Origin of the sequence: Sphaerochaeta associata, from assembly GCF_022869165.1 — a bacterium.
In the GTDB taxonomy this organism is placed as follows: domain Bacteria; phylum Spirochaetota; class Spirochaetia; order Sphaerochaetales; family Sphaerochaetaceae; genus Sphaerochaeta; species Sphaerochaeta associata.
Window position 1 is genome coordinate 507063 of record NZ_CP094929.1, and the last position, 25567, is coordinate 532629.

The 25567-nt window shown below is 51.7% G+C and carries 22 protein-coding genes; 19 read left to right on the forward strand and 3 right to left on the reverse strand.

Annotated elements, in window-relative coordinates; genetic code table 11:
• The gene (locus MUG09_RS02330; protein WP_244773121.1) at window positions 1–1362 is read left to right on the forward strand and encodes an FAD-dependent oxidoreductase; all 1362 of its coding nucleotides are present in this window, start codon (window positions 1–3) and stop codon (window positions 1360–1362) included.
• The gene (locus MUG09_RS02335; RefSeq protein ID WP_244773123.1) at window positions 1359–2366 is read left to right on the forward strand and encodes a LacI family DNA-binding transcriptional regulator; all 1008 of its coding nucleotides are present in this window, start codon (window positions 1359–1361) and stop codon (window positions 2364–2366) included. Before MUG09_RS02330 ends, MUG09_RS02335 begins: the two co-directional genes overlap by 4 nt.
• Here the strand turns inward: MUG09_RS02335 and MUG09_RS02340 are convergent.
• Window positions 2349–3092 carry an AAC(3) family N-acetyltransferase gene (locus MUG09_RS02340; RefSeq protein WP_244773124.1) on the reverse strand — a complete coding sequence of 248 codons (744 nt, stop codon included), beginning with the start codon at window positions 3090–3092 and terminating at the stop codon, window positions 2349–2351. The two genes, MUG09_RS02335 and MUG09_RS02340, sit on opposite strands and share 18 nt — an antisense overlap.
• Window positions 3093–3193: 101 nt before the next feature.
• Between MUG09_RS02340 and MUG09_RS02345 the strand changes: the two genes are divergently transcribed.
• The 6 genes from MUG09_RS02345 (at window position 3194) to MUG09_RS02370 (ending at window position 10094) form a co-directional block, all read left to right on the forward strand.
• A complete protein-coding gene (locus tag MUG09_RS02345) occupies window positions 3194–4375 on the forward strand; it encodes an AGE family epimerase/isomerase (RefSeq protein WP_244773132.1) in 1182 nt (393 codons plus the stop codon).
• Between the two features lie 242 nt (window positions 4376–4617).
• Window positions 4618–5892 carry an ABC transporter substrate-binding protein gene (locus MUG09_RS02350; RefSeq protein WP_244773134.1) on the forward strand — a complete coding sequence of 425 codons (1275 nt, stop codon included), beginning with the start codon at window positions 4618–4620 and terminating at the stop codon, window positions 5890–5892.
• Window positions 5893–5957: 65 nt separating this feature from the next.
• Window positions 5958–6854: a carbohydrate ABC transporter permease gene (locus MUG09_RS02355; protein WP_244773136.1), complete on the forward strand. Its 897-nt coding sequence runs from the start codon at window positions 5958–5960 to the stop codon at window positions 6852–6854.
• 9 nt (window positions 6855–6863) lie between these two features.
• Window positions 6864–7694, forward strand: coding sequence for a carbohydrate ABC transporter permease (locus MUG09_RS02360; RefSeq protein WP_244773138.1), 831 nt, complete (start codon window positions 6864–6866; stop codon window positions 7692–7694).
• 124 nt (window positions 7695–7818) lie between these two features.
• The gene (melA, locus tag MUG09_RS02365) at window positions 7819–9138 is read left to right on the forward strand and encodes an alpha-glucosidase/alpha-galactosidase (protein WP_244773140.1); all 1320 of its coding nucleotides are present in this window, start codon (window positions 7819–7821) and stop codon (window positions 9136–9138) included.
• A gap of 65 nt (window positions 9139–9203) precedes the next feature.
• Window positions 9204–10094, forward strand: coding sequence for an AraC family transcriptional regulator (locus MUG09_RS02370; protein ID WP_244773142.1), 891 nt, complete (start codon window positions 9204–9206; stop codon window positions 10092–10094).
• Here MUG09_RS02370 and MUG09_RS02375 read toward each other — a convergent pair.
• Complete coding sequence (locus tag MUG09_RS02375) at window positions 10075–11157, reverse strand: phosphotransferase enzyme family protein (RefSeq protein WP_244773144.1); 1083 nt, start codon at window positions 11155–11157, stop codon at window positions 10075–10077. The genes MUG09_RS02370 and MUG09_RS02375 overlap by 20 nt on opposite strands.
• A gap of 96 nt (window positions 11158–11253) precedes the next feature.
• On the opposite strand from MUG09_RS02375, the gene MUG09_RS02380 reads away from it, so the two are divergent.
• The 8 genes from MUG09_RS02380 to MUG09_RS02415 all read left to right on the forward strand — a co-directional run bounded on the left by MUG09_RS02380 (window position 11254) and on the right by MUG09_RS02415 (window position 20755).
• A complete protein-coding gene (locus tag MUG09_RS02380) occupies window positions 11254–12273 on the forward strand; it encodes a LacI family DNA-binding transcriptional regulator (RefSeq protein WP_244773146.1) in 1020 nt (339 codons plus the stop codon).
• A 30-nt stretch (window positions 12274–12303) separates the two neighbouring features.
• Window positions 12304–13584: an ABC transporter substrate-binding protein gene (locus MUG09_RS02385; protein ID WP_244773148.1), complete on the forward strand. Its 1281-nt coding sequence runs from the start codon at window positions 12304–12306 to the stop codon at window positions 13582–13584.
• Window positions 13585–13637: 53 nt separating this feature from the next.
• The gene (locus tag MUG09_RS02390; RefSeq protein ID WP_244773150.1) at window positions 13638–14549 is read left to right on the forward strand and encodes a carbohydrate ABC transporter permease; all 912 of its coding nucleotides are present in this window, start codon (window positions 13638–13640) and stop codon (window positions 14547–14549) included.
• A gap of 3 nt (window positions 14550–14552) precedes the next feature.
• Complete coding sequence (locus MUG09_RS02395) at window positions 14553–15410, forward strand: carbohydrate ABC transporter permease (RefSeq protein WP_244773152.1); 858 nt, start codon at window positions 14553–14555, stop codon at window positions 15408–15410.
• Between the two features lie 13 nt (window positions 15411–15423).
• A complete protein-coding gene (locus tag MUG09_RS02400) occupies window positions 15424–16944 on the forward strand; it encodes a sulfatase-like hydrolase/transferase (protein WP_244773153.1) in 1521 nt (506 codons plus the stop codon).
• A gap of 383 nt (window positions 16945–17327) precedes the next feature.
• Window positions 17328–18803: a hypothetical protein gene (locus tag MUG09_RS02405; protein WP_244773155.1), complete on the forward strand. Its 1476-nt coding sequence runs from the start codon at window positions 17328–17330 to the stop codon at window positions 18801–18803.
• A gap of 42 nt (window positions 18804–18845) precedes the next feature.
• Window positions 18846–19943 carry a radical SAM/SPASM domain-containing protein gene (locus MUG09_RS02410; protein ID WP_244773163.1) on the forward strand — a complete coding sequence of 366 codons (1098 nt, stop codon included), beginning with the start codon at window positions 18846–18848 and terminating at the stop codon, window positions 19941–19943.
• A 14-nt stretch (window positions 19944–19957) separates the two neighbouring features.
• The gene (locus tag MUG09_RS02415) at window positions 19958–20755 is read left to right on the forward strand and encodes a sulfite exporter TauE/SafE family protein (protein ID WP_244773165.1); all 798 of its coding nucleotides are present in this window, start codon (window positions 19958–19960) and stop codon (window positions 20753–20755) included.
• A gap of 8 nt (window positions 20756–20763) precedes the next feature.
• On the opposite strand, the gene MUG09_RS02420 is transcribed toward MUG09_RS02415, so the two are convergent.
• Entirely contained in the window at window positions 20764–21423 is a 660-nt protein-coding gene (locus tag MUG09_RS02420; protein WP_244773167.1) for a DUF4386 family protein, read from the reverse strand.
• A 113-nt stretch (window positions 21424–21536) separates the two neighbouring features.
• Here MUG09_RS02420 and MUG09_RS02425 point away from each other — a divergent pair, with 113 nt between their 5' ends.
• The 3 genes from MUG09_RS02425 to MUG09_RS02435 all read left to right on the forward strand — a co-directional run bounded on the left by MUG09_RS02425 (window position 21537) and on the right by MUG09_RS02435 (window position 25526).
• Window positions 21537–22949 (forward strand): sensor histidine kinase, encoded by a 1413-nt coding sequence (locus MUG09_RS02425; protein WP_244773169.1) that lies wholly within the window; start codon window positions 21537–21539, stop codon window positions 22947–22949.
• Window positions 22946–24421, forward strand: a complete 1476-nt coding sequence (locus tag MUG09_RS02430) for a response regulator transcription factor (protein ID WP_244773171.1) — start codon at window positions 22946–22948, stop codon at window positions 24419–24421. The genes MUG09_RS02425 and MUG09_RS02430 overlap by 4 nt, the downstream gene beginning before the upstream one ends.
• 91 nt (window positions 24422–24512) lie before the next feature.
• Complete coding sequence (locus tag MUG09_RS02435) at window positions 24513–25526, forward strand: TRAP transporter substrate-binding protein (RefSeq protein WP_244773173.1); 1014 nt, start codon at window positions 24513–24515, stop codon at window positions 25524–25526.
• The last annotated feature ends 41 nt before the right edge of the window (window positions 25527–25567 follow it).

Below are 25567 nucleotides of genomic sequence, written 5' to 3' on the forward strand. Positions count from 1 at the left end.
ATGCAAAGCAGTACCCATACTCACTACGATCTGGTTGTTGTCGGAGGCGGTATCGCAGGATCGATGGCGGCCGTTGCCGCCGGCCGTGAAGGCCTTCGAGTCCTGCTCATCGAGGAGGAGGGCTACCTGGGGGGAAGTTTGACAGCCTGCGGAACGGGCCCGATGATGACCTTCCATGCCGGGGATAAGCAGGTCGTACGCGGCCTTGTCGATGAGATGATCCAGCGTTTGGTACAAAAAGGCTTGTCGGTCGGCCACATCATCGACTCAACCGGCTATACCTATACCGTCACACCGTTTGACAGCGAAGGAATGAAGCGTGAACTTGAGCTGATGTGCCTTGAGGCCGGGGTGCAATTGCTCTATCACACCTCGGTTGTAGTGGCGAAGGTAATTGATGGAAGGTTGGGTACGATTACCTGCCTGTGCGCAGGCAACCTCTTCAGCGTCGAGGGCACCTATTTCATCGATGCCTCCGGTGATGCCGACCTCATCGCCATGGCAGGCATTCCGTTCGAGCAGGGAAGGGAGAGCGATGGGAAAGACCAACCGCTTACCATGAACTTCAAGCTGGTGGATGTCGATCTCTCGGTTATCCGCAACCTTATGGACAGCGATGTAGAACTTTTCCCGTTCCTTGCCCCCAAGGCCGGCTTGCAGCATCAGGCGAGCCGGCTCTCCTTCTCAGGTTTCCAGCAAATCATGGGCGAAGGCATACAAAAGGGTGAGATTACCTTCGACCGCGACATCGTGCTCTGCTTTGAGACCAATGCAAAGAATGAAGTAATTGTGAATATGACGCGGGTGCTGGATAAGAATCCGGTCAAGCCGCTTGAGCTCACCGAAGCCGAGCTGGAGGGCAGGCGACAAGTCTGGGAGCTGTATGGCTTTCTCAAAACCCATATACCCGGCTTTGAGAAGGCCCGGATGACCTATAGCGGGCCCAGGATCGGGGTACGAAGTTCACGTCGACTGAAGGGTGCCTATAGGATCACTGCACAGGATTTGCTGAATGAGACCATCTTTGAAGATGCAATCTCAGCCTGTGGATATCCAATCGACATACACTCTCCCGATGGGGCTGAAACTGACTCGACCTTCCTTCGCGAAGGCGGCTACTATACCATACCACTGAGGAGCCTGCTCAACGAGCAGGTACCCAATGTACTGGCGGCGGGCAGGAACATCAGCTGCGAGTTTACAGCCCATGCAAGTCTTCGGGTAAGTCCGTCGGCTGGAGCCATCGGGCAGGGGGCCGGCGCCGCCGTCGCCCTGGCTATCCAGACAAACACAGACCTTTTACATCTTGATTTGGATGCACTCCATGCTACACTTCGCAATGCAGGAGCATTTGTAGGATGAAAGAGTTCAAGCGGGTAACCTTGCAGGATGTAGCCCGGGAGGCGAAAGTCTCCTACGCCTCGGTGTCCGCCGTACTCAACGGCAAGGACGGGCAGAGCATCCGGGTGGCCCAGAGGACGAAGGAGAAAATCCTGGAGTGTGCCGCCAGCCTAGGGTATGTGCCCAACATGGCGGCGCGCAAACTGAAGAACGGAACCAACTCCCTGATCGCCGTCTTCACCTATGAACAGATTTTCCCGGTTGAGTCGGAGAATGAGTACTACCGATTCTTCGTCGGTATCCAGGAAACTGCAGAGAAGTTGGGTTATGACATCCTGATTCTCAACAACCGACCCACCGAGGAGAACTCGAGTAGGATTGTGCTGGCCGACGGGGCTGTGATGATGGGTGTGAACCGGGACGACAAGGGCATCGAGCGGTTGGTGAAAGCCAACTATCCCTTGGTGTTTGTCGGACGGCGCGAGGTCGCCGAGGTTTCGACTCACTGGGTCACCTTCGACTACCAGAAAGTAATAATCCAGATGGTCGACCATCTCAGTGGTTTGTGTTTACAGCACAGTCTTGTGTATGTGGAGTCTTTCGAGCAGGAACGCGAACCACGCAAGGATAAGCGTCGATTCTTATTGGATGCCGCCCGGTCCCTTGGTCTGGAGGTGCTCATTGTTCAAGCCGATGAGCGAAATAGAATCAGCGAGGAAGCTTTCGCTCTCATCCAGCAGTGCAAGGTTGTAGTCTTTGACCGATTGTTCCTGTTGGAGCCCTTTGAGCGATTACTGGAGAGAAAGTATCTGAAGCTTGGCAGTGACATCAGGGGTGCGGTGCTGGAGGACGATTGGATGGGCTGCCATGAGCATTGGACGCGGTGGTCGAACCAACGCTTGGAACTAGGGTCGCTTGCAGTCGAGTATCTCTCACACCTTCTGCAGAAGGATTCGTTGGAGCAGCTTGATAGGCTTACTCCTTTGCACCTGGTGATCGCCGAGAGTTCAGCGTTCGCCGAATAGGTCGGGATCCTTTGCAAGCAGCTCATTGAGCAGCCGGGTCAGCGGTTGTGTCTTGTGATAGAGCACCTTTGCATCGCCAAGCTTCCCCTCACTGAGGATGCCCCGCTCCTTCAGTATGGTTTCAACACGGGGAAAGTTCTCTGCTACATGACCGACATGCCCGCTGTTCGGGCGGGGTACGAGCGTTCCATCGGCGAGGCGGATGAAGAGCATGCGCTTCTTCTCGTTGATGCGGTTGGGGATGTCCAGCCACTCTTCAACTCCGTGGATGAAGGTGTCACGGTTCAAGCCGACCCCGACCAGCAGGATGGTTGCGTTCCTGTCGAGCAGTTTGCCCCAGGCCCCTTCACGAGGACAGGGAGTGGTATACAATTGATCGCCATCGGTGAAGGCTTTTGCATCCTTGCCGAAGGCGACGACCGAATGCGTCGGATGTGCCGATCGTATGCCGTTGGGGGTTTTCCTGGCGAGCTCGGGTATGATGCCGATGCAGACCTCGGTCTCATTCACACTGTAATAGGGTTGGTCGTCGTTGACATTCGCCCACGTATGGGTGGGGAAGACCATCAAGCCGTCACGCATGTACTCGACCATTGCGTCTACTACGGTCTGCGCACCGCCTTCAACATCTCCTAAACTCTTATAGGAGAAGTGGGCGAGGGTGGTCCCTTTCGGGTCGAGGCCGAGGTTCTTCAAATCGGACAGCAAGCTTTGTTTGGTATGCATGCAAAGCATCATGCCATACCGGAGAGGCATAATCAAGGGAGTAAAACCGGTGACTAGGATGCACCAATTGGAGTATGATGGCTCGTATGTGAGGATTTGCAATGAAACAAACATCTGACCTGTTGTACCAGGAATATCGACACATGCTGGTGGACAACATTCTTCCATTCTGGCTTCGCTATGGACTGGATCGGGTGCATGGCGGCATGTATACTGCTTTGGACCGGGATGGTTCGATTCTCGATACCGACAAATCGGTCTGGTTCCAAGGCCGGGCGCTATGGACGTATGCCACTGCATATCGCCAGGTGGAGAAAAACGCCGAGTTCAAGACAGCATGCGACTCCTTGGTCTCGTTCATTGAGAAGCACTGCTTCGACCCTGCCGACGGGAGGATGTTCTTTCGGGTCAGCAAAGAAGGCAGGCCGGAGATCAAGCGCATCCGCTATGTTTTCAGCGAGACCTTTGCAATTCTGGGTTTTGCAGCCTACAGCAGGGCGTTCAACCGCCCCGACTATGCCCAAAAGGCCTACGACCTGCTTCTGAAGGTGGAGGGGTACCTCAACACACCGGGGGTTTTGGTTCCCAAATTCGAGACGGCTTCCATAGGCTTCGGCCTTCCCATGATACTTCTTAACACCGTACAGGAACTCCGTGCCGCCCTTCCCGATCGAGTTGTTGAATTCAACGCTCGCATCGATGGGTATCTTGAGCAGATCAAGACGCATTTTGTACGTCCTGAACTGCAGATTGTGGTCGAACAGTGCAATCCCGACGGGTCGCTGCAGCTCGACCACTTCGAGGGACGGCAACTGAATCCAGGTCACGCCATCGAGGGCGCCTGGTTCATCCTCAATGAGGCGCGCTACCGAAACAACGACCCCGATCTTATGAATCTGGGTACCACCATGCTTGATTGGATGTGGTCCAAGGGCTGGGATGCTGAGATGGGCGGAATCATCTACTTCCGCGATGCCCTGGGCCGTAGCGCCACCGAGTACTGGCACGACATGAAGTTCTGGTGGCCGCAGTGCGAAGCGACCATCGCCAACCTCATGGCCTACAGCATGACAGGTAAAGAATCCTACCTGACCCAATTCGATACGGTGCACCAGTACATCAAAGGCCACTTCATCGACCGGGAGTTCGGCGAGTGGTACGGTTATCTGCATCGCGACGGGAGCCTTTCAACGCCGCTTAAGGGCAACATGTACAAAGGGCCCTTCCATATTCCCAGAATGTATCTGGTCTGCTGCCAATTGCTCGATGAGCTCAGGCGCTAGAGCTGTCTGGGGACCTTTGCCCAGAGGTCCCCGATACATTCAGCCATCCGGTCTCCTTGTACGTCTCTTTTTTATACATAACATTTTTCCATGTATTCGTAACATTTCTACATTGTTTTCATGGAAAACCAGCATACGATAATATATGTCCAAGCAATTACTTATGTTTTCTCACCCTTTGGACGACAAAAGGAGTGTAGAGGTTTTTATGCCTCTAACAGATAAAAATCAGGAGGATATGTATGAAAAAGAGGATTCTTGTCTTGTTGCTCGTTGCTCTTACCGTAAGTGTGATGCTGTTTGCCGGTGGAGATGCTGAGAAAGCTAAAACCGCTGACGTTTCCAAGCCCTTGTCCGTCATGATTTGGGACTCCAACCAGGAGCCTGGCATCAGAAAGCTCATCGATGATTTTACTGCAAAGACCGGTGTAACTGCAGAAATTCAGGTTGTCGATTGGAACAACTATTGGACATTGCTCAGCGCAGGAGCCCAGGGTGGTTCTCTTCCCGATGTATTCTGGATGCACTCGAATGAGTCTCAGCGCTATATGTCCAACGATCTGCTGCTTGATGTGACCGACCGCATTGCCAAGAGCCCTATTATTGATCCTGAGAACTATCCTGCTGATATCTGGAGCCTGTATACCTACAACAAGAAGTATTATGCTGTTCCCAAGGACGTGGATACCATTGCCCTTTGGTACAACCGTGCCCTGTTCGACCAGGCCGGCGTAGCCTATCCGACTGATGACTGGACATGGGAGGACCTCTATGCTGCAGCGAAGAAGATTACCAAGGCTGATGGCAGCGTGTATGGATTCGCTTGTCCCAACAACAACAACCAGGCTGGTTGGTACAACCTGATTTATGGAAACAACGGCTATGTCATTTCTGAAGACAAGAAAAAGTCCGGAATGGACCTCCCTGCTTCCATTGAAGCCATGAAGTGGATGGAGAAGATGATCAATGAGAATCTGATGCCTCCGCAGACTGTCATGACCGAGAGTTCGGAAGACGTGCTTCTCCAGTCAGGAAAAATCGCCATGGCCATGCAGGGTTCTTGGATGCTTCCCGCCTTCAGGGACAATGAATACACCTTGAAGAATTGTGATATCGCCATGCTGCCGAAGAACAGCAAGACCGGCCGTCGTCCCTCCATTTACAACGGTCTTGGCTGGGCGATTGCAAAGAACTCTACACGAACCGATGATGCCTGGAAGCTTGTTGAGTACTTCGGTTCACAGGAAGGTCAGCTCAAGCAGGCTCAGTTGGGCATTACGATGTCCGCTTACAACAACACCAGCGATGCATGGAAGAACGGCGTACCGCAGTTCAATCTGCAGGCTTATCTGAACATGCAGGACGATATGGTTATCCGCCCGTTCTCCAGAAACACCGTCAAGTGGGAGAATGCAGTCCTTGACGTGATGCTGAGAGTCTGGAACAAGGAAATTTCAATGGAAGCTGGATGCAAGGAAGCAGCCGCCCAGATGAATGCAATTCTTGCCGAGGAGTAAGAACCATCTTTTCGAACCTAGGCAGGGAAACCCCTGCCTGGGATTTTTCCAAGGAATGATTCTGCATGAACAGACGTTCGTTACGTTCTACAACTAAAACCCAAATGTTTGTCTGGGGTTGGATTCTGGTCCTGCCCACCATTGTCGGTTTAATGGTTCTCAATATTATTCCCTTGATCAACACAATCAACCAAAGCTTTCACAAGACCGGGGATTTCGGCAGGGGAAATATTTTCATTGGATTGAAGAACTACCAAAAGCTGTTCTCAGACCAAGCTGTTTTGCAGTCGATCATCAATACGTTGAAATATACTATTGTCCAGGTACCCTTCTCGGTTTTCATCGCCTTGGTTCTCGCCGTCATGCTCAACAGGCAGGTCAAAGGCAGGGGAGCCTATCGAACCATTTTCTTTTTACCCATGGTTGTTGCTCCGGCAGCTATCTCCATGGTATGGCGATGGCTTTACCATACGGAATTCGGATTGATCAACAATCTCTTCAATCTCAAGATAAGCTGGATTTCCGATCCTGCGATTGCAGTATTTTCCATTGCCATTATCGGCATATGGTCGGATATCGGATACAATATGATCCTCTTCCTTGCAGGGCTGCAGGAGGTCCCCAAGGACTATTATGAGGCAGCAGACCTGGATGGGGCGAACGTCATCCAGACCTTTCGGCATATAACCGTCCCGATGATCTCCCCGATTCTCTTCTTTGTCATCGTTACCCGTATGATTGCCGCCATGCAGGTGTTCGACACCATTTTCATGGTGATGGAACAGCGGTCGAATCCAGCCATGTATAAAACCCAGTCTTTGGTGTATCTCTTCTACCAATCCTCCTTTGTGGAACGGGATTTTGGGTATGGTTCAACGATTGTAGTTGTTTTGTTGGTTCTCATCATGTGTATAACTGTAATACAGATGATCGCCCAGAAAAAATGGGTTCATTACAATTAGGAGGTGTGCATGAGAAAGAAAAGCCTTGTATATACCCTGTTGTTGCATGCAGTCCTGATTGTCGTATCACTGACCATGATCGTTCCATTTGTGTGGATGATTCTTACCGCATTCAAGACGGCAGGAGAAGCAATCCAGCTCGATCCGTATGTGTTCTTCCCCACAAGGTTCCAGTTCAATTCCTTTATCCGTGTCTTTACCACGAACAACTTCCTGAACTTGTATAAGAACACGCTTTTGCTCATTGCCTTCAGAATACTATGTGCCGTTATTACGGCCAGCATGGCTGGATTCGCTTTTGCCAGATTGAAATTCTTCGGCTCAGAACTGGCATTTTCCCTTGTTCTGGTCCAGATGATGATCCCTTCTCAGATCTTCATCATTCCCCAGTACTTGATGATCAGCAAGCTGGGAATGACAAATACCACGTTTGCCTTGGTCTTTCCAGGGCTGGTGACTGCCTTCGGTACCTTCTTGATGCGTCAGGCATACAAGATCCTGCCCAAGGACCTGGAGGATGCAGCCAAGATTGACGGCTTGAATATCGGCAAGACGTTTGTACTCGTGCTTGCTCCTTTGACAAAGTCCAGTTTGGTGGCATTGAGCGTATTTACTGCAGTGTTCGCCTATAAGGAGCTGATGTGGCCGATGATCGTCAATACAAGCAAGGACTCTCTGGTCCTGGCCTCTGCATTGGCAAAAATGAAGGGTCAGTATGTAGCCAACTATCCCGAGCTTATGGCAGCATCACTGATCGCCTGTGTACCGATGATTGTTCTCTACTTCATCTTCCAAAAGCAGTTCATTGAAGGAATTGCCACTTCTGGAGGAAAGTTGTAGCGCTTTGGTTGTGTAGTGTCTCAGCTGTTCTGGTCAGGCTCCCCTGTGGGGGATGTCGTGGTTGGTATAGCTTGGTACGATTGGATTTCTCATAAGAGGACCATAAGATAGGAGAGGGGAAGCGATGAAAATTACCTTTTTGGGAGCTGGTAGCACAGTGTTTGCACGCAATGTGCTGGGTGATTGCATGGGAACCGAAGCTCTGCGGGACGCAGAGATGGCTCTCTACGATATAAACGCGAAGAGGCTCGAGGAGTCGAAGCTGATTCTTCAGGCGATCAACGATACCATCAACGGGGGCCGCGCAAGCATTGTGGTCTATCATGGGCGTGAACAATTGGAAGCTGCCTTGCGTGGTGCCGTGTTTGTAGTCAATGCAATCCAGGTGGGGGGCTACGACCCGGCGACCATTACTGATTTTGAGATTCCTAAAAAGTACGGACTGAGGCAGACCATCGCCGATACCATCGGTATCGGGGGGGTGATGCGGGCCTTGAGGACCATCCCCGTTATGGAGGAGTTTGCCAAGGTGATGGAGAGGGTCTGCCCGAACGCACTGCTTCTCAACTACTCAAATCCCATGGCGATGCTTACCTCATACATGTTGCGTTACACCGATGTGAAAACCGTAGGGCTCTGCCACAGCGTGCAGATTTGCTCTGAGACCTTGCTCAAGGGCCTCGGTATGGAAGACAAGCTGGAAGGCAGGGTCGAGTATATTGCCGGCATAAACCACATGGCTTGGCTGTTGAGTCTGCATGACAAGGACGGCAATGACCTCTACCCGGAGATCAAGAAGAGGGCTGCGCACAAGAACGCAACTGAAAAGCACGATGACATGGTCCGCTATGAGTACATCAAGCATCTGGGATATTACTGCACCGAGTCGAGTGAACATAATGCCGAATACAATCCGTTCTTCCTCAAGAAGGGCTATCCAGAGTTGGTAGACCGGTTCAACATTCCCTTGGACGAGTATCCAAGGCGGTGCATCCGTCAGATCGCCGAGTGGGATGAGGAGTGGAAGAAAATCCACAACCAGGGCTCGATCGGCCATGAACGCTCGCTTGAGTATGCCTCCCATATCATGGAGGCGGTGGTAACCAATTCGGTGTACAAGATCAACGGCAATGTGCTCAATACTGATTTGATCGATAATCTTGACCGAGATGCGTGTGTCGAGGTTCCCTGCTTGGTGGACGGCAGCGGTGTTCACCCATGCAAGGTGGGCAAACTTCCTGCCCATCTGGCGGCGATGAACATGACCAACGTCAATACCCAGTTGCTCGCCGTCGAAGCGGCGGTAAGCAAAAAGAAAGAGGATGTCTATCATGCAGCAATGCTTGATCCTCATACGGCCGCCGAGCTTTCGATCGATGATATCGTTGCGATGTGCGACGAGATGATCGAGGAGCATGGTCCGCTGATGGAAATGTATCGATAAGTATGTGATGGTGCACACCCCGGATTCGTCCGGGGTGTTGTATACTGGACGGCAGGAGTAGAGCCATGGCCGAAGAAGAGTTGTTGATCAAGGCTGCCAGATTTGTTGGATTGGACGGGGTGAGGAAATCCGCCATCGATCTTGCGCTGTCGTACTGCGGCATCCAGCAGTGTTCGCCGCTTCACAACAATGGGCCTGAGGTTCGTGACACCAGCTTCATCCATATTGTGAGAAGCGGAAAGGGAGTGCTGAAGATGGATGGCAGGGAGTATGCTCTGCAGGCCGGCCATGCCTTTCTGATCCCTTCCGGAGTCAAGGCTCAGTACACCGCCGACAAGGACGATCCCTGGCACTACATGTGGGTGGGCTTTTCAGGTCTTATGAGTGAAGAGAGCATGGCGATGGCCGGCTTCAGTAGAGAGCATCCTGTGCGGTCAGTACTCAATGAGCAGCTTCTTTTGCAGGATATCGAAGGCATGATCGAGACCTATCACCTCACGTTCACCAATGAATTGCGCAGAAACGGCTGTTTTTTCCACTTCATTGCACATCTGGTCGAGGATTATCAGGCACAAGGAACGCTGGCCGGTGAGAGCAACCAGCAATGTGCCCAGTATGCCCGCAAGGCCTACCATTATATAATGGAGCGCTTCAGCGAGCCGATTAAGATCCAGGAGTTGGCCCGCCGGTTCGGAGTGAGCCGCAACTACTTGTACGCTTGTTTCAAGGAGGTGTACAAGGTCTCGCCGAAGCAGTTCCTCAACGCAGTGCGCATGGAGCATGCTTCAAGTTTGCTGCTTTCAAAGTACTTGTATATATCGCAGGTTGCCCATCAGGTGGGATTTGATGATGAACTGGCTTTCTCGAAGGCCTTCAAGGAGTACCACCATCTCTCTCCCACCGATTTTCGCAAGCAGCTGCATGCTCACATTGCATCTATGAAAGACAATCCATAATGTCCTTCCATTTGCGGTCCATATCCTGCATCAGGGCGATCTGGGTTCTGGCTCGGTCGAGATTGTGGCTCGGCCGCTCGATGTGGTAGTAGACATCACCATTGAGATAATCGGTGAGGAAGCGCACCCCCATGATCTGGGTGGTCGCCCTCCCTGATTCTGCAATGAGGCTTCGCTCGGATTGTGTTAAAAAGCTGTCCGCTACAGAGCGGTACCCTTTGACCATCTGGATGAAGAGCTTCTCATCGCATTTGACCTTGCTCAGGTCCTGCTCATCCTCGCTTGCCGTGATGCTGCCGGTTCTGAGCATGTCACCGGTGTCGAAGAGGATGGTTCCGCTCATCACGGTATCGAGGTCGATCACACAAACTCCTTCGCCGCTTGTCTGGTCGAAAAGGATGTTGTTGATCTTTGTGTCATTGTGGGTCACTCTCAGCGGTACCTGTCCTGCTTCCAAGGCATTGGTGAGGACCATTCCCCGCTCTTCGTTCTCTAGAAAGAATTTCAGTTCGGCTTGCACGGAGTCGAGCCTTCCAGCTTTGTTATCGCTGACAGCCTGCCTGAGTTGGCTGTAGCGATTTCCCATGTGGTGGAATTTTGCAATCGTGGTATGCAGCTGGTCGGCCGGGAAATCCGAGAGATGCTGCTGGAAGGTCCCCACGGCCTCTCCGAAGCGATAGGCAAGGAGCCGGTCATCGAGGAAGGGGTAGGTATTCACCCCGTCGATGAAGTGGTAGGTTCGCCAGAGGTTGTCCTCATCGTCATACGCATACCACTGATGCCCCTTGGTTTGTACAAGCTTCAGGCACCGTTTGTCCTTGTCGGGAAGGTGTGCAACCTTGCTCTGGATGTGGCTTGTCACCCGCTGGATATTGTCCATGACCTCCTCGGGCCGGGTGAAGACTGCATCGTTGAGTTTCTGGTGGGTGTACTTGTAATGGTTCCCGTTCCATTTGAAGGTTGATATGAAGGTGCTGTTTATGTGCCCTTCCTTGTTTGCCTTGACTTTCTCAAGTTCGCCTTCGATGGCGAACAGGCCTATGATGTCTGCGATATCCTGCATGGTGCTCTTCCTTGCTCCTACAATTTTCCTTGACAGAATAGCACACCTGTCTTATCCTAGCAATGTACACAGGTGTGTATATTGGTGGAATCAGGCATGGAAAGCAAAAAGGACCTTCGAACCATAACGCGCAAGGACATCGCCATCGAGGCAGGGGTGACAGAGACCATCGTCTCGTATGTGATCAACGGCAATCGGTATGTGAAGGAAGAGAAGCGCAGGAAGGTGGAGGAGGCGATCGCCCGGCTCAACTACCGTCCCAATTCCATGGCCCGTGCCCTTAAGGGGAAGAAATCGAACCACATTCTTTTCATCGCCGACGACATCAAGGGTGAGTACTTCGGCAAGCTTATCAGCGAAATAGACGGTCTCGCCTATAAAGAGGACTACTTTATTACATTGTGTGCCGACCATCAGGATGAGGATTTCGTCAACCGTATCTATTCCAAATTCTTTGACGGCATCGTCATCGGTTCGGCATCCTTTCCTCTGCATAATATCCAGCGGCTGATCGATGCCGGAATACCGATTGTCCTTTTGGAAATCCGCGATTACAGCTCGATTCAGGGGGTCTATGGATTGATCAACACCGGTCTGTATGAAGGTTCTCGTCGTGTCGTACGGACCTTGTACGAGAGGGGCAGGCGCAAGCTGTTGTTTCTTGACCGTGTCAGCACCTCTGGCAATTGGAGCAGCATGGATGACTGGCGCTTGAAGGGCTTTACCGACCAGTGCAATGTGTATCGGCTGGAGCCTGTGGTTGTCAGCGGTTGCCGCACCGAGGACGAATTGAGTGCCAAGGTGATCGATCTGCTTGCGTCGGGCTATGTCCCTGACGGGATTTTCGGAAGGAACGATCCGATTGCCTTGGTGGGAATGCAGGCATGTCAAAAAATGGGCTTCAATGTTCCGGATGACATCTCGGTCATCGGCTTTGACAATACGCGTTTGTGCCGATTCTCTTCTCCTACACTTAGCTCTGTTGAGATTGAGCAGAGCGAAATTGCCCGTTGGGTGATGGATATGATGATGAGCCTTATAGACAACCGCAGCTCGTTTGAAAAGCGCTTGGAAGTCTATCTGGATACGAAACTGGTTATGCGCGAGAGCGTATAAATAGCTATACAACAAAAGGGAGTTTGAATCATGAAGAAAGTCGTAGTATTTCTGTTGGTGCTTGCAATGCTGTCTGCTTCTGTGTTTGCAGCAGGAAAGACTGAAGCCGCCCCCGCCGGTCCGGTGACCCTCAAGGTGGCGAACTATGCTCTGCTGGAGAGCGGGTATGAACCGTTCTGGAAGCAGGTGAAAGTGGATTTTGAGGCTGCCAACCCCGATATCACCATCGAGTGGGTGACCGCTCCCTATGGTGAGATCGTCAACCAGGTGGTGAATATGGCCGGCGGCGGCAACAAGGTCGACGTCATTTTCGGGGAGATCGACTGGGTTCCAGGACTTGTCGATGCAGGTTTGGCTGCCCCTGTCAGGGACATCCTTCCTCAAGCGTTTGTCGATGACTTCTATCCCGATGTCCTCAAGTCCTTCGAAGTGGAAGGCAAGCCGTACGGTATTCCGCTCTATGTCTCTCCGTATGTACTGTATTACAACAAGAACCTGTTCACCCAGGCGGGACTCGATCCGAACAAGCCGCCTAAGACCTATGATGAGATGCTCTCCTACGCCCAGAAGCTCTCCCAACTGAAGGATGCAAACGGCAACAAGGTCTATGCCTTTGGCCAGACCACTGCTTCGGTACCTGTTTCAGGAGCTTCCTTGACTGCAATGGTCTTCAATTTCGGCGGTCAGGTGCTCGATGCACAGGGAAAACTCGCTGTGGACAACCAAGGTTTCAAGGATGCCTTTACCATGGTGCAGAAGCTCGACCAGCTGGGGTACAATCCACAGAATGCCAAGCTGAAGGACCTGAGAAACCTCTTCGCCCTCGGACAGCTTGCCATGTATTACGACCAGAGCTGGGGTTTCAACGGTGTAAAGTCGATTAATCCTGATGCAGTCAACTTCACCGCCTCCGCCGAGCCCTTGAAGGGTGGAAACGGAGTAGGGGCGAGCCTGCTTCAAGCCCACTGTTTCATTTTGGTCGACAACGGACCCGCCAGAAAAGCTGCACTGTCGAAGTTTGTGGAGTTCGTGATCAGCGAACAGACACTCAGCTCCTACCTGCGTGACCTCACCCCCGCATATCCTGCAAAGAAGTCGATGGCGACCATGGAGAGTGTGGTGAACAACGGCATTCTCAAGGGTGCCTCCCCGGCTGCAGGCAGAGTGCAGGTGCAGTCGTTCATTCCCAGGATCAGCAATCTCAATCTTGAGCTGTGCTCCCTTGCGCAGGCTGTGACGGTCGGCAAGCAGGATGTTGCTGCTTCCATCGAGAAGTTCAAAAACACTGCGAGTGTAAAGATTTCCCAGTAACATAACGTATGTTTGTGGGGGCCGGTCTTCCCGGCTCCCATGGTAGGAGTGGTATGAAAAGCAGAACCTTGAAGCGGACGAGAGCAGACTTTCTTTTCTCGTTCCTCCTCGATGTCCCGGCCCTTCTGATGACGGTGTTGTTCATCATCGTTCCCATAGTGGATTCAGTGGTCAAGAGCTTTCAGGACTATGGGGTACGCAACATCATCAGCGGAAAGCCGGGCGTCTGGAACGATTTTGCAAACTATCTGTATCTAGCGAAGACCGATGCATTCACCATGGCGAGCATCCATACCTTCAGCTTTGTGCTGGGAGTGGTGTTGTTGCAGTTTATGCTTTCGCTTGTGCTCTCCCTGATTTTAAATACCGAGATCAAGGGCGCCCGATTGCTCAGAAGCGTCATGATGACTCCTTGGGTGGTGCCCACCGTCATCTCGGCCCTTATATGGATGTGGCTTTTTCAACCCCAATACGGGTTTATCAAATACTTGGTCGATCTTGTTACCTTTGGGAACGTGAAAGACTTCGCCGTGCTCAACAATCCACAGACAGCACTTGCCGGGGTGGGTATCGCCGCCCTTTGGAAGCAGATTCCCCTCATGTCCCTGCTGTTGCTGGCAGGACTTCAGAATGTTCCTCAGGAGATCAACGAAGCGGCGATGATCGACGGGGCCGGCAAGTTCAGACGTTTTGTTTCTGTTACCTTGCCCTATCTCAGTCCGGTGATCAAGGTGAGCATCTCCATGGCGATCATCGAGAACTTCAAGCAGTTCCCGCTTTTCTGGACCATGACCGGAGGCGGTCCGAACAACGCCACCACCACGCTTGCCGTACTCAGCTACCGCGAGGCGTTTGTGTCAATGAATCTGGGATCTGGGGCAGCAATAACCACCTTGTGGATGCTCATGATGGTGTTGGTGGTATTCTTCTACAACCGGATTTTCCGTGTTCAGGATCTGGGGTGACCTATGGCAAATACTTCTACACTCAAACACGATTCCCGGTTGTTCATCCTGGCCAAATACGTGCTGCTTGTCAGCATTCTACTCTTTTTGCTCTTTCCCCTCTATTGGGTTCTGGTCACCTCATTCAAGACGAATATGGAAGCCTATCAGTACCCTCCGACGTTTTTTCCGCACACTCCCGTTCTTGACAGCTTCATCAAGCTTTTTACCCAGCACAACCAGTTCTTTGTCTACTATCAGAACAACCTTATCGTCTCAGCCTGCGTGGCCTTGCTGTGTTGCATGCTGGCGATCTTTGCCGGATACTCACTTGCACGGTTCAAGAATCGTTGGAACCAAGCCTTTTTCGCCCTCCTGCTGGTAAGCCAGATGTTTCCGGTCATCAGCCGCATGATCAGCTTGTATGCAATCATGGGTAAGCTGGGGATCATCAATACCCTGGGCGGCCTGATATTCGCCCTCCTTGCAGCCCAAGTGCCTTTCTGCATAATCCTGATGGCAAGTTTCTTTGCAAACATCCCCACCGAAATCGAGGAGGCTGCGTTCGTCGATGGGGCTGGGAGATGGAGAATCCTTTTGACCATTGTGACACCCCTGGTGAAATCGGGTCTGCTTGCAGTCGGCATCTACGCTTTCTTGATGACTTGGGACGACTACCTGCATGCAGCCACCCTCATTCAGGCTGACAACCTGCGCACACTCTCGGTGGGCATAGCACTTCGCTACTTGGGTGAGCTCTCCTACGATTGGTCGTTGGTCAATGCCATCTCAATCATCGGGACCATTCCTGTTGTACTGCTGTTCTTCTTCTTCCAAAAATATATGATCAAAGGCCTGGTAGCCGGTGCTGTGAAGGGCTGAGGTGGAGTATTCAATGCCAAGACAAGTTGTGTTCATTATGACCGATACCACAAGAAAGGATATGCTGGGCTGCTACGGCGACAGTCGCATGCTGACACCCAATCTCGACAAGCTGGCCGGACAGGGCTTGCGCTACGAGCAGGCTTACTGCTGTCAGCCTGTCTGCGGACCGGCACGATCGGCCCTGTTTACCGGGACCTTTCCCCACTCCAACGGGGTGGTCTCAAACAACCTGCCTTTGGGAGATAATGTTAAGACTCTCGGACAGAGGCTGAGGGACAACGGCATCCAAGCGGCCTATACCGGCAAGTGGCACCTCGATGGCGGGGATTATTTCGGTTTAGGACAGTGCCCGGATGGGTGGGATCCAGATGCGTGGTACGATATGCACAACTACCTTGAGGAACTTTCTGTAGAAGAGAGGCTTCGTTCACGAAAGTCCGAAACCGCGTTTGATGAGGACTGGGGGGCGGAAATGACCTATGCCCACCGTGTTTCGAACAAAGCGATAGGGTATGTGCAGGAGCATGAAGGCCAGGATTTCTTCCTTGCAGTCTCCTATGACGAGCCCCATGGTCCGTTCATCTGTCCCGCTCCCTTCAACACCATGTACGATGGGTTCTCGTTTGAAGACAATCCCACCTTCCATGACAGCCTTCAGTCCAAGCCGATGCTCCAGCGCCTGTGGTCGGGGGACGACCTTCACAAGAGTCCCGAGGCGCTGCACGCGCCCTCGAAGATGCTCTCTCTTTACCTAGGATGCAACAGCTTCGTCGACCATGAGATCGGCAGGGTGTTGGATGAGGTGTATCGTCTTGCCCCGGATGCCTTGGTCATCTTTACCTCCGACCATGGCGATATGCTGGGCTCGCACCGCCTGCAGGCCAAGAATGCCGCTTTTTACAAGGAGATAACGAACATTCCGTTCATTGTGAAGCCGGGCAGAGGCCATGAGCTCAATCGCAATGTCGTGGTCTCCCATCCTGCCAGCCACATCGATGTGACCCCTACGGTGCTGGATTACTTCGGCATCCCGATTCCCAAGCTTCTTGAGGGAAAAAGCATGCTCGTCCAGTTCGAAGACCCGACGGTTCAAGTCAATGAGCATGTCTATTGTGAATTCACCCGGTACGAGGTCGACCATGACGGTTTTGGAGGCTTGCAGATGATGCGTTCCATCACCGATGGTCGCTTCAAGCTGACGATCAACCTGATGGACTGCGATGAGCTCTACGATTTGGATTCTGACCCCCATGAGGTGGTCAACCTGATTGAAGATCCTAGCAGAAGGGAAATCAGAAACAAGCTTCACGACCTGCTGATCGAGCACATGGACCGCACCCGCGATGTCTATCGAGGCTATCAGTGGGTTGCCCGGCCATGGCGGAACGACCGTCATCCAAACTGGCAGAACAGCGGCCTGACGCGCCAGCGTGAGAACGAGGAGTACGAGAGCCGGCAGTGGGACTATGATACCGGCCTTCCGATGGAGAGTGCTGTTCGGGGAAAAAAGCTCTACGATGTGAAGAAGTAACAAACAGGACCGGCTGCAAGGCTGGTCCTGATTCAAATCCACACCTAGACAAGTCTGTCCTTTTTGTCCATCAACCATACAACTTTCAGCAAAATCGCTGAAAATCTGCATTGCTTTCAAATTGGAGCAAGAGCGCACCGAAATATGATCCAATCGTTGTCTGTACTTGACTTCCATAACACCAAGCCAACGATTTACGATGGATGGTCGATTAAGAAGCTGGTGGATGATAAATCATACTAAATAAATAGGGAATAACACAAAGATAGAAGCCTCGCTGATTGTTATTTTGCAGGTTTCTTTTTACACTCTCTATAGATATTCCATTGGTTTTTGCAGGTATGACGAAGAGCGACAGCTTTTCTGTCGCAAAGGACCCTGATATGAAACGAATCAATGTGGTACGCACGATTTCTCTCGTGCTTCTGCTCTCTACTCTGTTCTTGGGCTGTGCAACCCCTATTGATCAGCAAGCTGTCCCGCCGGTTCCAGCAGCACCTGTAGAGGTTGAGCAGCAGAGCGAGGCTGTGGCGGTTGAAGAGCCGAAGCTTGCGATGGCCTCCATTGAACTACCTCCACGGTTTATACAATATCCTCCTGTTGTTCGATATGGAGAGATCATGGGGTTGGTCAATGAGACAGGGTACTCGATCAAGAGTTTCGACCTCTTCAATGACCGGATGTATCTTGCAAGCACACAAGCGCTGAATATGCTCTCTGAATCTCTTGGCGATGGGGAGCGGATGGTTATCGACCTGACGAAATTCCCTCTGCTCTCTGAAGAGATTCAGAAACGTGACGGCTCAATCTTCACCTTCAATGCCAGCGACTGGGACGATGACCTGTATTGGGGGGAGTGGGATCCAAGCGAGGATTCTTGGAATTTGGTGCTTACTTCCGATTCTCTGCTTCCGACATCGATGGACATTGATGTTGAATCCTTCGGCCCCTCGATTGTCATAGCCAACCGCAGCGGGTACCCCTTCGAGCGGCTGTATATTGAGAGGAAGAGCCCGAACGAGATGGATGGCAGTGAAACCAATCTGCTCGGAGAGCAACTGCTTTCAAGCGGACAGTTTGCCCGCATCCAGGTGGCTGACCTTGCCTACTTGCAGGAGTTCCTGACCTTCGATGCGTATGCAACGCTGACTATTACTGCCTTCGACACTGATGGAGATCGTTATACCCTGCTTTGGCATCCCACAACCGATGCTTGGTTCATCGAGCTCACCTTGGCAGAGCTGCAGTGGCCCGAGGGCGATCAGTTCTACCTGACGGTACAAAACCAGACCGGTCAGACGCTTTGGTATCTGTATGCTGTTCCCGACTCCTATTTTGTGGAAGGAGACTATGGTTCAGACCTTCTCGATTGGGACTTGATCTACGACTCTGACGAGCTCACTGTGGATTTGGCCCAACTGGACTACCTGGATGAGGCTTTGCAGGGAGATAGCGATGAAGTCATTCACCTCATCGCCAAGGATGCCGATGAAGTTCTCTATCACAAGGAGTACTATCCCAATCGGGATATCGCTTATGTAGTATTCGAGGCGGAAGCAGCTTTGGAAGAAGCCGAAAGCCTCTCTCTGTACAACGATACGCCTGCTGATTTGTGGTTTCTGTACTTGGCTACCGATGAGATGGTGCATGAGAAGAACTTTGGCAACGACCTGCTTCGTGACGGCATCTGGGAGGTGAAGGAAGAATTCACGTTCAAGGTAAGCCCTGCATTGGTGGAGAATAATCAGGTGTTGCACCTGTATGCCTATGATTACTTGGACAATGAGTACCATAAGGAGTGGAACGTCAGCGACGGTTGGACCCTTACGTTCAACGCCGATGACTTGAGTACGCAGTAGTACTCGCTTGCGAATAATTTCGATACAGGGTATACACAGAATATGGAAACTCAACGATCGCAGCTGACGATGATGATCAAACCAGCGTCGGCTGCCTGTAACCTTGCTTGTGACTACTGCTTCTACCTCGATACAGCCCATCATCGAGAAATGGGGGTTCTTCCGTTGATGAAGAACGAGGTTGCCGATGCCATTATCCAAAAGAGCCTTGCAGAGGCAAAGCACTGCAGTTTTGTTTTCCAGGGTGGTGAGCCAACCTTGGCAGGCTTAGGGTTTTTTGAACGATTTGTAGAGCAGGTTGCTTTGCTCAAGAGTGAAGACCACACTGTTTCGTATGCGTTTCAGACCAATGGACTGAAGCTGGACACAACATGGGCGCGTTTCTTCAAACAGCATGGGTTTCTCGTTGGAGTCTCTTTCGATGGAAGTCCGCGTCTTCACGATCTGCATCGTTTCGACGCTCAGAAGAGGGGAAGCGGCAGGTCGGTTGCAGCAACTATTGCCTTATTGAAGGAAGAAGACGTGCAGTTCAATGTCCTTTCAGTAGTGACCAACGAACTAGCCCAGAACATTAAACAGGCCTACAGCTACTTGGTCAATCATGAAGTGTACTATCACCAATATATTGCGTGCATGGACCCGTTGCAGGATGAGAAGAGCTATCTTTCCCCCCAATCCTACGGCCGGTTCCTCAAGGAGTTGTTCGACCTGTGGTTTGCCTCTTGGCAGCAGGGGAAGCCGGTTTCAATCCGGTTTTTTGATAATCTGGTGGGGATGCTGCTCGGCTATCCCCCTGAAAGCTGTGATATGGGCGGGGTATGCTCGGCCAACTACGTCGTGGAGAGCAACGGCACTATCTATCCGTGCGACTTCTATTGCACTGATGACCAACTTTTAGGCTCTATTGTCACCAATTCTTTTGCAGAATTGGACGCCAGGCGTACAGAGCTTCGGTTCATAGAGGATTCTCCCAATCGCATCGATGATTGTGCCGCGTGCCCATGGCGAGTGCTCTGTCGAGGCGGGTGCAAGCGGTACCGCAATGAGACGGGATACAAGTACTGCTCCTCGATGCAGGAGTTTTTCCCGTACGCCATCCAGAGGCTTGAGATAGTGGCGCGGTCGGTGCAGAAGCAATAAGTCTGGAGGGGTGTGTGGAAATACTGTTGGTTGTCATTACGTTTATAGCTACGGTCATCGGTGCCATCAGTGGTATCGGCGGCGGGGTGCTCATCAAGCCGGTCATGGATGCACTGGTCGATTATCCGGTAGCCACGATCAGCTTTCTCAGCGGCAATACGGTGCTTGCCATGACCGCCGTCTCGTTGCTTCGCAGCCGCAGGGACTCAATCAAAGTAGATGGCGTGGTGGGAACCCCGCTTGCCATTGGTGGTGCGGTCGGTGGAATTTTGGGAAAGCTGGTATTCTCAGCCATCAAGGAGGCGTACCAGAATGATGCGCTGCTCGGCTTGGTACAGAACATCCTGATGGTCCTGCTCACCGTTACGGTGTTCTTGTATATCCTGAACAAGGCGAGGATCAAGACGCTGGCTGTTCGGAACAAGGCGCTTGCGTTGGCAGCCGGCTTGGTCCTGGGGCTGTTCTCCTCCTTTCTGGGAATCGGGGGAGGGCCGATCAACATCATGTTCCTTTCCTACCTGTTCTCCATGGACAGCAAGCATGCGGCACTGAACTCGCTGTACATCATCTTTTGCAGTCAGGTGGCAAACCTCATTGCCAATATTGTTCAAAACTGCGTTCCTGCGTTCGATGTGCTGCTTCTGCTCTCCATGATGGCAAGCGGTATTGTCGGTGCAATGACAGGGAGGTCGGTATCAAAGAGGTTGGACAACGCACAGGTGGACAAGCTCTTCATGGCCCTGATGGTGGTCATCATCGTGCTCTCGCTGGGCAATGTGGTTAAGTTTGCGGGTGCTTACCAGGGATTCTGATTTTCAAATCACAGCATGTTTTTCAAAGGCTTGTACAGCAGTGCAAGGAAGAACATCCAAGGGATGAGTGAGAGGATGGAGAATACCAAGCCTATCATTCCCGCTGTTGAGGGAATGCTCATCAGTATGCCGCTTATCAGGCCTATGACGCCGATTTCTCTTGGAAGGTCGCTCTTTATGAGGGCATACGAGATGAGAATCAGGCAGATTCCGTTGAGGATGTAGTAGGAGTTGAAGGCCGTTCCCCTCCACTGCAGGATGAGGGATTCAGCAATGGTCAGCCAGGTTTGTTGTTCAATAAGGGTGGAGGCTTGTGCGTAGTTACGCTGTGCCTCCCACAGTTCGAAGGCGGGGTTGCTGCTATAGTAGGCTGCGATGCCGATGTACCCCAGGAGCAGGGCGATCTGCATCAGGGCACGGTGCTTTTCCTTTAGGATTTCATACAGACCCAGATATACCAGGGCAACCAAGGCGTTGTCGATGAGGTAGAGCAGGTCCATCTCGATGAGGCCAAGGAACCAGTTGCTTGCAAACAAGTCAAACCAGAGCTTTGCTTCGCTTGGTGGACGGTGCAGGCTGAAAACTATAATTTGTGTTGGAATGAGCACCAGCATGGCAAGGCTGCAGAAAGCAGCGGTTTTTCCGAGAAGGCGTGGACTGTTCTCCATACACTTCCTCCCTTGTGTTGAGCAGACGATACAACAGTAGCGCTCCACTGTCTAGGTGGAGGACAACGTTGACGCCATCTGAATCGGCCTGTATAGTGACTTGCACAAAACCTATGAAAAGCATTCTTCGTCTTGTCGCACTTAGTTTCATTCTTCTCCTGTTGTTTCTGGGCATCAGTCTCTCGGTTTTCTTTGTCTTGGGAACCTTGCAGGATCGTGCGCATCGGGCTTTTCTGGATAAGAACGAGGAGGTTCTCACGCTTTCAAGGACTGTCAGTCAGCTGAACGTCCTTTCCAGCACCATGTTGCGCTCTTCCTCCACCGAGCTCATTCCCGACTACCGCAATGCCATGGCCTTGCTTGATCAGCAGATTGAGCAGGTTCGCTTGATTCCCGAGGTCGATGCCGATCTCGATGCAATACTCAGGAGGCTTGCATACTTCAATGATTACCAGCGGATACTTCTCAATGATTCTTCATTAATCCCCTTTGAGACATTCACCTACATTCGTGACAGTGTCATCCAACACCAGATGGCTGTCGATGAGCTGGTTTTGGGAATTTATCGATTATCCAGTGAAACTTTTTCCGCCTATGAAAACCGGCTTGGCACGATCGAATACTCGTTCTGGCTTCTGCTGATAGCCAGCATTTTCATGATTGTCCTTACGGGAACCCGTTATGCACGGCGGATCGGGTTGCAGATCAAACAGATCCAGCATGCCGCCCATCGGCTTTCAGAACGCGATTGGGCAACAGCCGATATACCCAGTTCCGGGTTTCTTGAATTGGATGAACTTGCCACCGGTATGAACAAGATGAAGCGGGAGATTTTACTTTCAATCCAGAAGTTGCACGCACAAGCTGAGAAGGAGAAGGAGCTCGGTGAAAAGCTCATAGAGTCTGAGAAACGTGATAAACTGCTGATGCAGGCACAGCTTTCTGCACTTCGGGCCCAGATCAATCCGCACTTTCTCTTCAATGCCCTGGACATCATCGGCAAGGTCGCCTTTCTCAACAATCCTGAACTGGCTATGGAGTTGATCGAGGCCATCTCCAAGATTCTCCGGTACTCCTTGGACGCTACCGACCAATTGGTGCCGCTTTCTGAAGAGTTGTCCATCATCCAACACTACCTGTTGTTACAGAAGGTTCGGTTCGGCGAGCGGGTAGTCATCGAGTATGCAGTTGCAGAGGAAGCCAGGCAGGCTCGAATGCCGGCAATGTTGCTCCAACCTATTTTGGAGAATTGCTTCAAGCATGGGATGAAAGCACAAGCCTCGTTGCATATACGCCTAGAGGCCGATCTTGAGCAAGACATATTGAAGGTGGTCGTTCATGATACCGGGGAAGGCTTTGAAACAGGGGAGATTGTGGCCGCCCCTTCCCCTCACATCGGACTGAATAATGTCTCCTCCCGATTGAGCCTGCGTTACAAGCGGGACGATTTGTTCAGCATAGTCAGCAAGAAACATGCCTTCACCACGGTGACGTTGCGTATTCCCCAGCAAGAGGAGCCTGCATGACCATTCTGATAGTAGAGGATGAGCTGATCGAACAGCAGGCTCTTACCAAGATTCTTCTGCAGCTGTATCCCTCCAAGCAGCTGGATATCCACTATGCAAACGACGGACAGACGGCGGTGGGCATGGCTCGTTCAATTCCTGTCGATATCATATTGCTGGACATCCAGCTGCCGATCTTCAGCGGGTTGGAGGCGGCCAGAAGAATACGAAGTTGCAACGAGACCGTTGAAATTGTCATGATCACAGCCTACAGCAAGTTCGAGTACGCCCAACAGGCGGTGAAGAATAATACGTTCGACTATATCGTAAAGCCCTACTCGATCAAAACCATCCAGACCATGATGGACCGCCTGTTTGAGAAAATTGAGCAGAAGCTTCGCAAGAGCAGGCAGATTGAGGAAAACCAGAGACTGAAGGCTCTGCTGCAGCATGAGTTTCTGCAAAAGCTCTACCTGGGTTCCGAGTTCTCCGATGAACAGATAGCCGAGTATACCGAGTACCTCGACCTTGCCCCTTGTACCTATCTATTGTGCGTGCATATGGTGCAAAGCGGACAGACAGCCCTGTCCAAGTACCTTCCTTCCTTGCAGGCTTCCTTTGATGTTTCTTTCTATAGTGCTTCCTTTCAGTCCCAATCAGTATGCTTGCTTTTCGCCGAGCAGACGGAAACCCTGCAGGCAGCAAAAAGCCGGCTGGCCTCCAAGCGAGTCACCGGCCCTGTGGTGTTCAGCGAAATCCAATCCGACTGGAAGCTTCTAAGCAGGGAGTACAAGAGCTTGATGGCCCGCCTTCCTGTGGATTTGCAGAGCAGCTCATCCTCATCTGAACTGCTCATTTTCAAGATGGCGGATGCAGTGCTCTCAAAAGATGAAAAGCATTTGATGGAGTTTGCACAGGAGCTGTTGCTCGGCCCTGAGGCGCGCGATTGCAATGAATTGGAGATGCGACACTTTCTGCTTGCCATCGTGCACAAGATCATGGTCCAGGTCTACTCAATCTCCGAAGTGCAGGTATCTCAGCTATATCGGGAGATTGGATACCCAATCCAACAGGAGGCTGGGGGAGGGTTGCAACAAGCCAAGCATGAGTTCATTACCTGTCTCACACGTTTTTATGACTATTTTCAAGCCAACCTTACCAGTAGAAATGAACGACTGCTCTCCCAGGTGAAACACAGAATAACTGAGCAATATGCCAAGGCTATCTCCTTGGAAGGGCTCTCCTCGGAGATTGGGTTGAGTCCAAGCTACCTCTCCCGTCTCTTTAAATCCCAGGAAGGGATCAATCTCAAGGACTACATTCTCAATATTCGTGTTGACAAGGCCAAGCAGGCATTGCTTGAGGGGAAAACTGTGGAACAGGCAGGCAGTGAAACCGGGTTCTCCGATCCTGCCTATTTCACCAAATGCTTCAAGAGGGTTGTTGGTTTGACGCCCCGTGAGTACGTACAGGAGAAGAAGAGACTTTCATGACAATAATTTCCTGGTATTGGACAATTTTGTCTCTCACTTTTCTTTTGCTGCAGCTTCTACCATGAACCTATCTTTGAATAGGAGTTTGTCTATGAAAAAAACAGCGCTTGTATGCATGCTTGCCCTTTTGATGGCGGGATCACTTTTTGCAGGAGGTCAGACGGAGGCCTCCTCCGGTGCCGCAGTAAAGCCGACCATTCTGAAGGTCGGTCTCAATAATCCGATCACCCACCCATTGGACCAGGGGATTGTGAAGTTTGGTGAAATCCTGAAAGAGAAGTCGGGAGGTCGGTATGAACTGCAGATTTTCCCCGGCGGCCAGCTAGGAAAGCCTGCTGTACACCTGCAGTCGCTGCAGAGTGGCGTGCTCGATATGACCATGATCATGCCTGCAACCCTTGCAGACTACGGTGCCAAGGATCTGAAGGTTTTCACCCTTCCGTACCTCTTTGAGAGTGTCGCCCATGCCCGTGCCTTCCAGAAAACCGAGGCAGGCCAGAAACTGTTTGACAGCATCCAAACCAGCGGAACCCGCATGGTTGCCATCGGTTCTTATCAGGAGTCTGCACGTCACTACTTCTTCACCAAGAAGAAGGTCACTCGTGTTGCTGATATGAAGGGCATGAAGATCCGCTCGAACGAGGGAGCGATCGCCTTGGAGAATATGGCCTCCTTGGGAACCAACCCTGTCTCCATCGCCTTCACCGAGCTGTACAGCGCCCTTCAGACCGGCATCGTTGACGGGGCCGAGCAGCCGCTTTCCGGTTTCTACAACAACCAGTTCCATGAAGTCGCCAAATACATGGTCCTTGACGGGCACGAGCTGAGTCCGAACATTGTCTTGTTCTCCGAGATTACCTGGAACAAGCTGTCCTCCGAAGACCAGAAGTTGATCAAGGCGTGCTTTGCCGAGTCGGTCCCGTATTTCAACCAGCTTTCCGATTCCGAGGACTCGGTTTTAATGAAGAAGATACTGGCAGCCGGTGTCGAAGTGTACGAGCCTGCCGACCCCTCCGAGTGGAGAGCTGCTGTGAAAAGTGTATATGACAAGTATGGCACCGAGTACGCTGCCACCATCGAGCAAATCATAAATACCACGTATTAAGTTTCAAAGCCGGGCAGCCAAGCTGCCTGGCGATCTATGAA

What these genes read in the sequence shown, in the direction of transcription:
- MUG09_RS02375 (WP_244773144.1), bottom strand. Translation starts at nt 11,157, where the DNA reads ATGCAGGATATCGCAGACATCATAGGCCTGTTCGCCATCGAAGGCGAA.
- MUG09_RS02395 (WP_244773152.1), top strand. Translation starts at nt 14,553, where the DNA reads ATGGCAAATACTTCTACACTCAAACACGATTCCCGGTTGTTCATCCTG.
- MUG09_RS02425 (WP_244773169.1), top strand. Translation starts at nt 21,537, where the DNA reads ATGAAAAGCATTCTTCGTCTTGTCGCACTTAGTTTCATTCTTCTCCTG.
- MUG09_RS02400 (WP_244773153.1), top strand. Translation starts at nt 15,424, where the DNA reads ATGCCAAGACAAGTTGTGTTCATTATGACCGATACCACAAGAAAGGAT.
- MUG09_RS02390 (WP_244773150.1), top strand. Translation starts at nt 13,638, where the DNA reads ATGAAAAGCAGAACCTTGAAGCGGACGAGAGCAGACTTTCTTTTCTCG.
- MUG09_RS02410 (WP_244773163.1), top strand. Translation starts at nt 18,846, where the DNA reads ATGGAAACTCAACGATCGCAGCTGACGATGATGATCAAACCAGCGTCG.
- MUG09_RS02330 (WP_244773121.1), top strand. Translation starts at nt 1, where the DNA reads ATGCAAAGCAGTACCCATACTCACTACGATCTGGTTGTTGTCGGAGGC.
- MUG09_RS02405 (WP_244773155.1), top strand. Translation starts at nt 17,328, where the DNA reads ATGAAACGAATCAATGTGGTACGCACGATTTCTCTCGTGCTTCTGCTC.
- MUG09_RS02380 (WP_244773146.1), top strand. Translation starts at nt 11,254, where the DNA reads ATGGAAAGCAAAAAGGACCTTCGAACCATAACGCGCAAGGACATCGCC.
- MUG09_RS02345 (WP_244773132.1), top strand. Translation starts at nt 3,194, where the DNA reads ATGAAACAAACATCTGACCTGTTGTACCAGGAATATCGACACATGCTG.
- MUG09_RS02360 (WP_244773138.1), top strand. Translation starts at nt 6,864, where the DNA reads ATGAGAAAGAAAAGCCTTGTATATACCCTGTTGTTGCATGCAGTCCTG.
- MUG09_RS02385 (WP_244773148.1), top strand. Translation starts at nt 12,304, where the DNA reads ATGAAGAAAGTCGTAGTATTTCTGTTGGTGCTTGCAATGCTGTCTGCT.
- MUG09_RS02355 (WP_244773136.1), top strand. Translation starts at nt 5,958, where the DNA reads ATGAACAGACGTTCGTTACGTTCTACAACTAAAACCCAAATGTTTGTC.
- melA (WP_244773140.1), top strand. Translation starts at nt 7,819, where the DNA reads ATGAAAATTACCTTTTTGGGAGCTGGTAGCACAGTGTTTGCACGCAAT.
- MUG09_RS02340 (WP_244773124.1), bottom strand. Translation starts at nt 3,092, where the DNA reads ATGCATACCAAACAAAGCTTGCTGTCCGATTTGAAGAACCTCGGCCTC.
- MUG09_RS02435 (WP_244773173.1), top strand. Translation starts at nt 24,513, where the DNA reads ATGAAAAAAACAGCGCTTGTATGCATGCTTGCCCTTTTGATGGCGGGA.
- MUG09_RS02430 (WP_244773171.1), top strand. Translation starts at nt 22,946, where the DNA reads ATGACCATTCTGATAGTAGAGGATGAGCTGATCGAACAGCAGGCTCTT.
- MUG09_RS02335 (WP_244773123.1), top strand. Translation starts at nt 1,359, where the DNA reads ATGAAAGAGTTCAAGCGGGTAACCTTGCAGGATGTAGCCCGGGAGGCG.
- MUG09_RS02370 (WP_244773142.1), top strand. Translation starts at nt 9,204, where the DNA reads ATGGCCGAAGAAGAGTTGTTGATCAAGGCTGCCAGATTTGTTGGATTG.
- MUG09_RS02420 (WP_244773167.1), bottom strand. Translation starts at nt 21,423, where the DNA reads ATGGAGAACAGTCCACGCCTTCTCGGAAAAACCGCTGCTTTCTGCAGC.
- MUG09_RS02350 (WP_244773134.1), top strand. Translation starts at nt 4,618, where the DNA reads ATGAAAAAGAGGATTCTTGTCTTGTTGCTCGTTGCTCTTACCGTAAGT.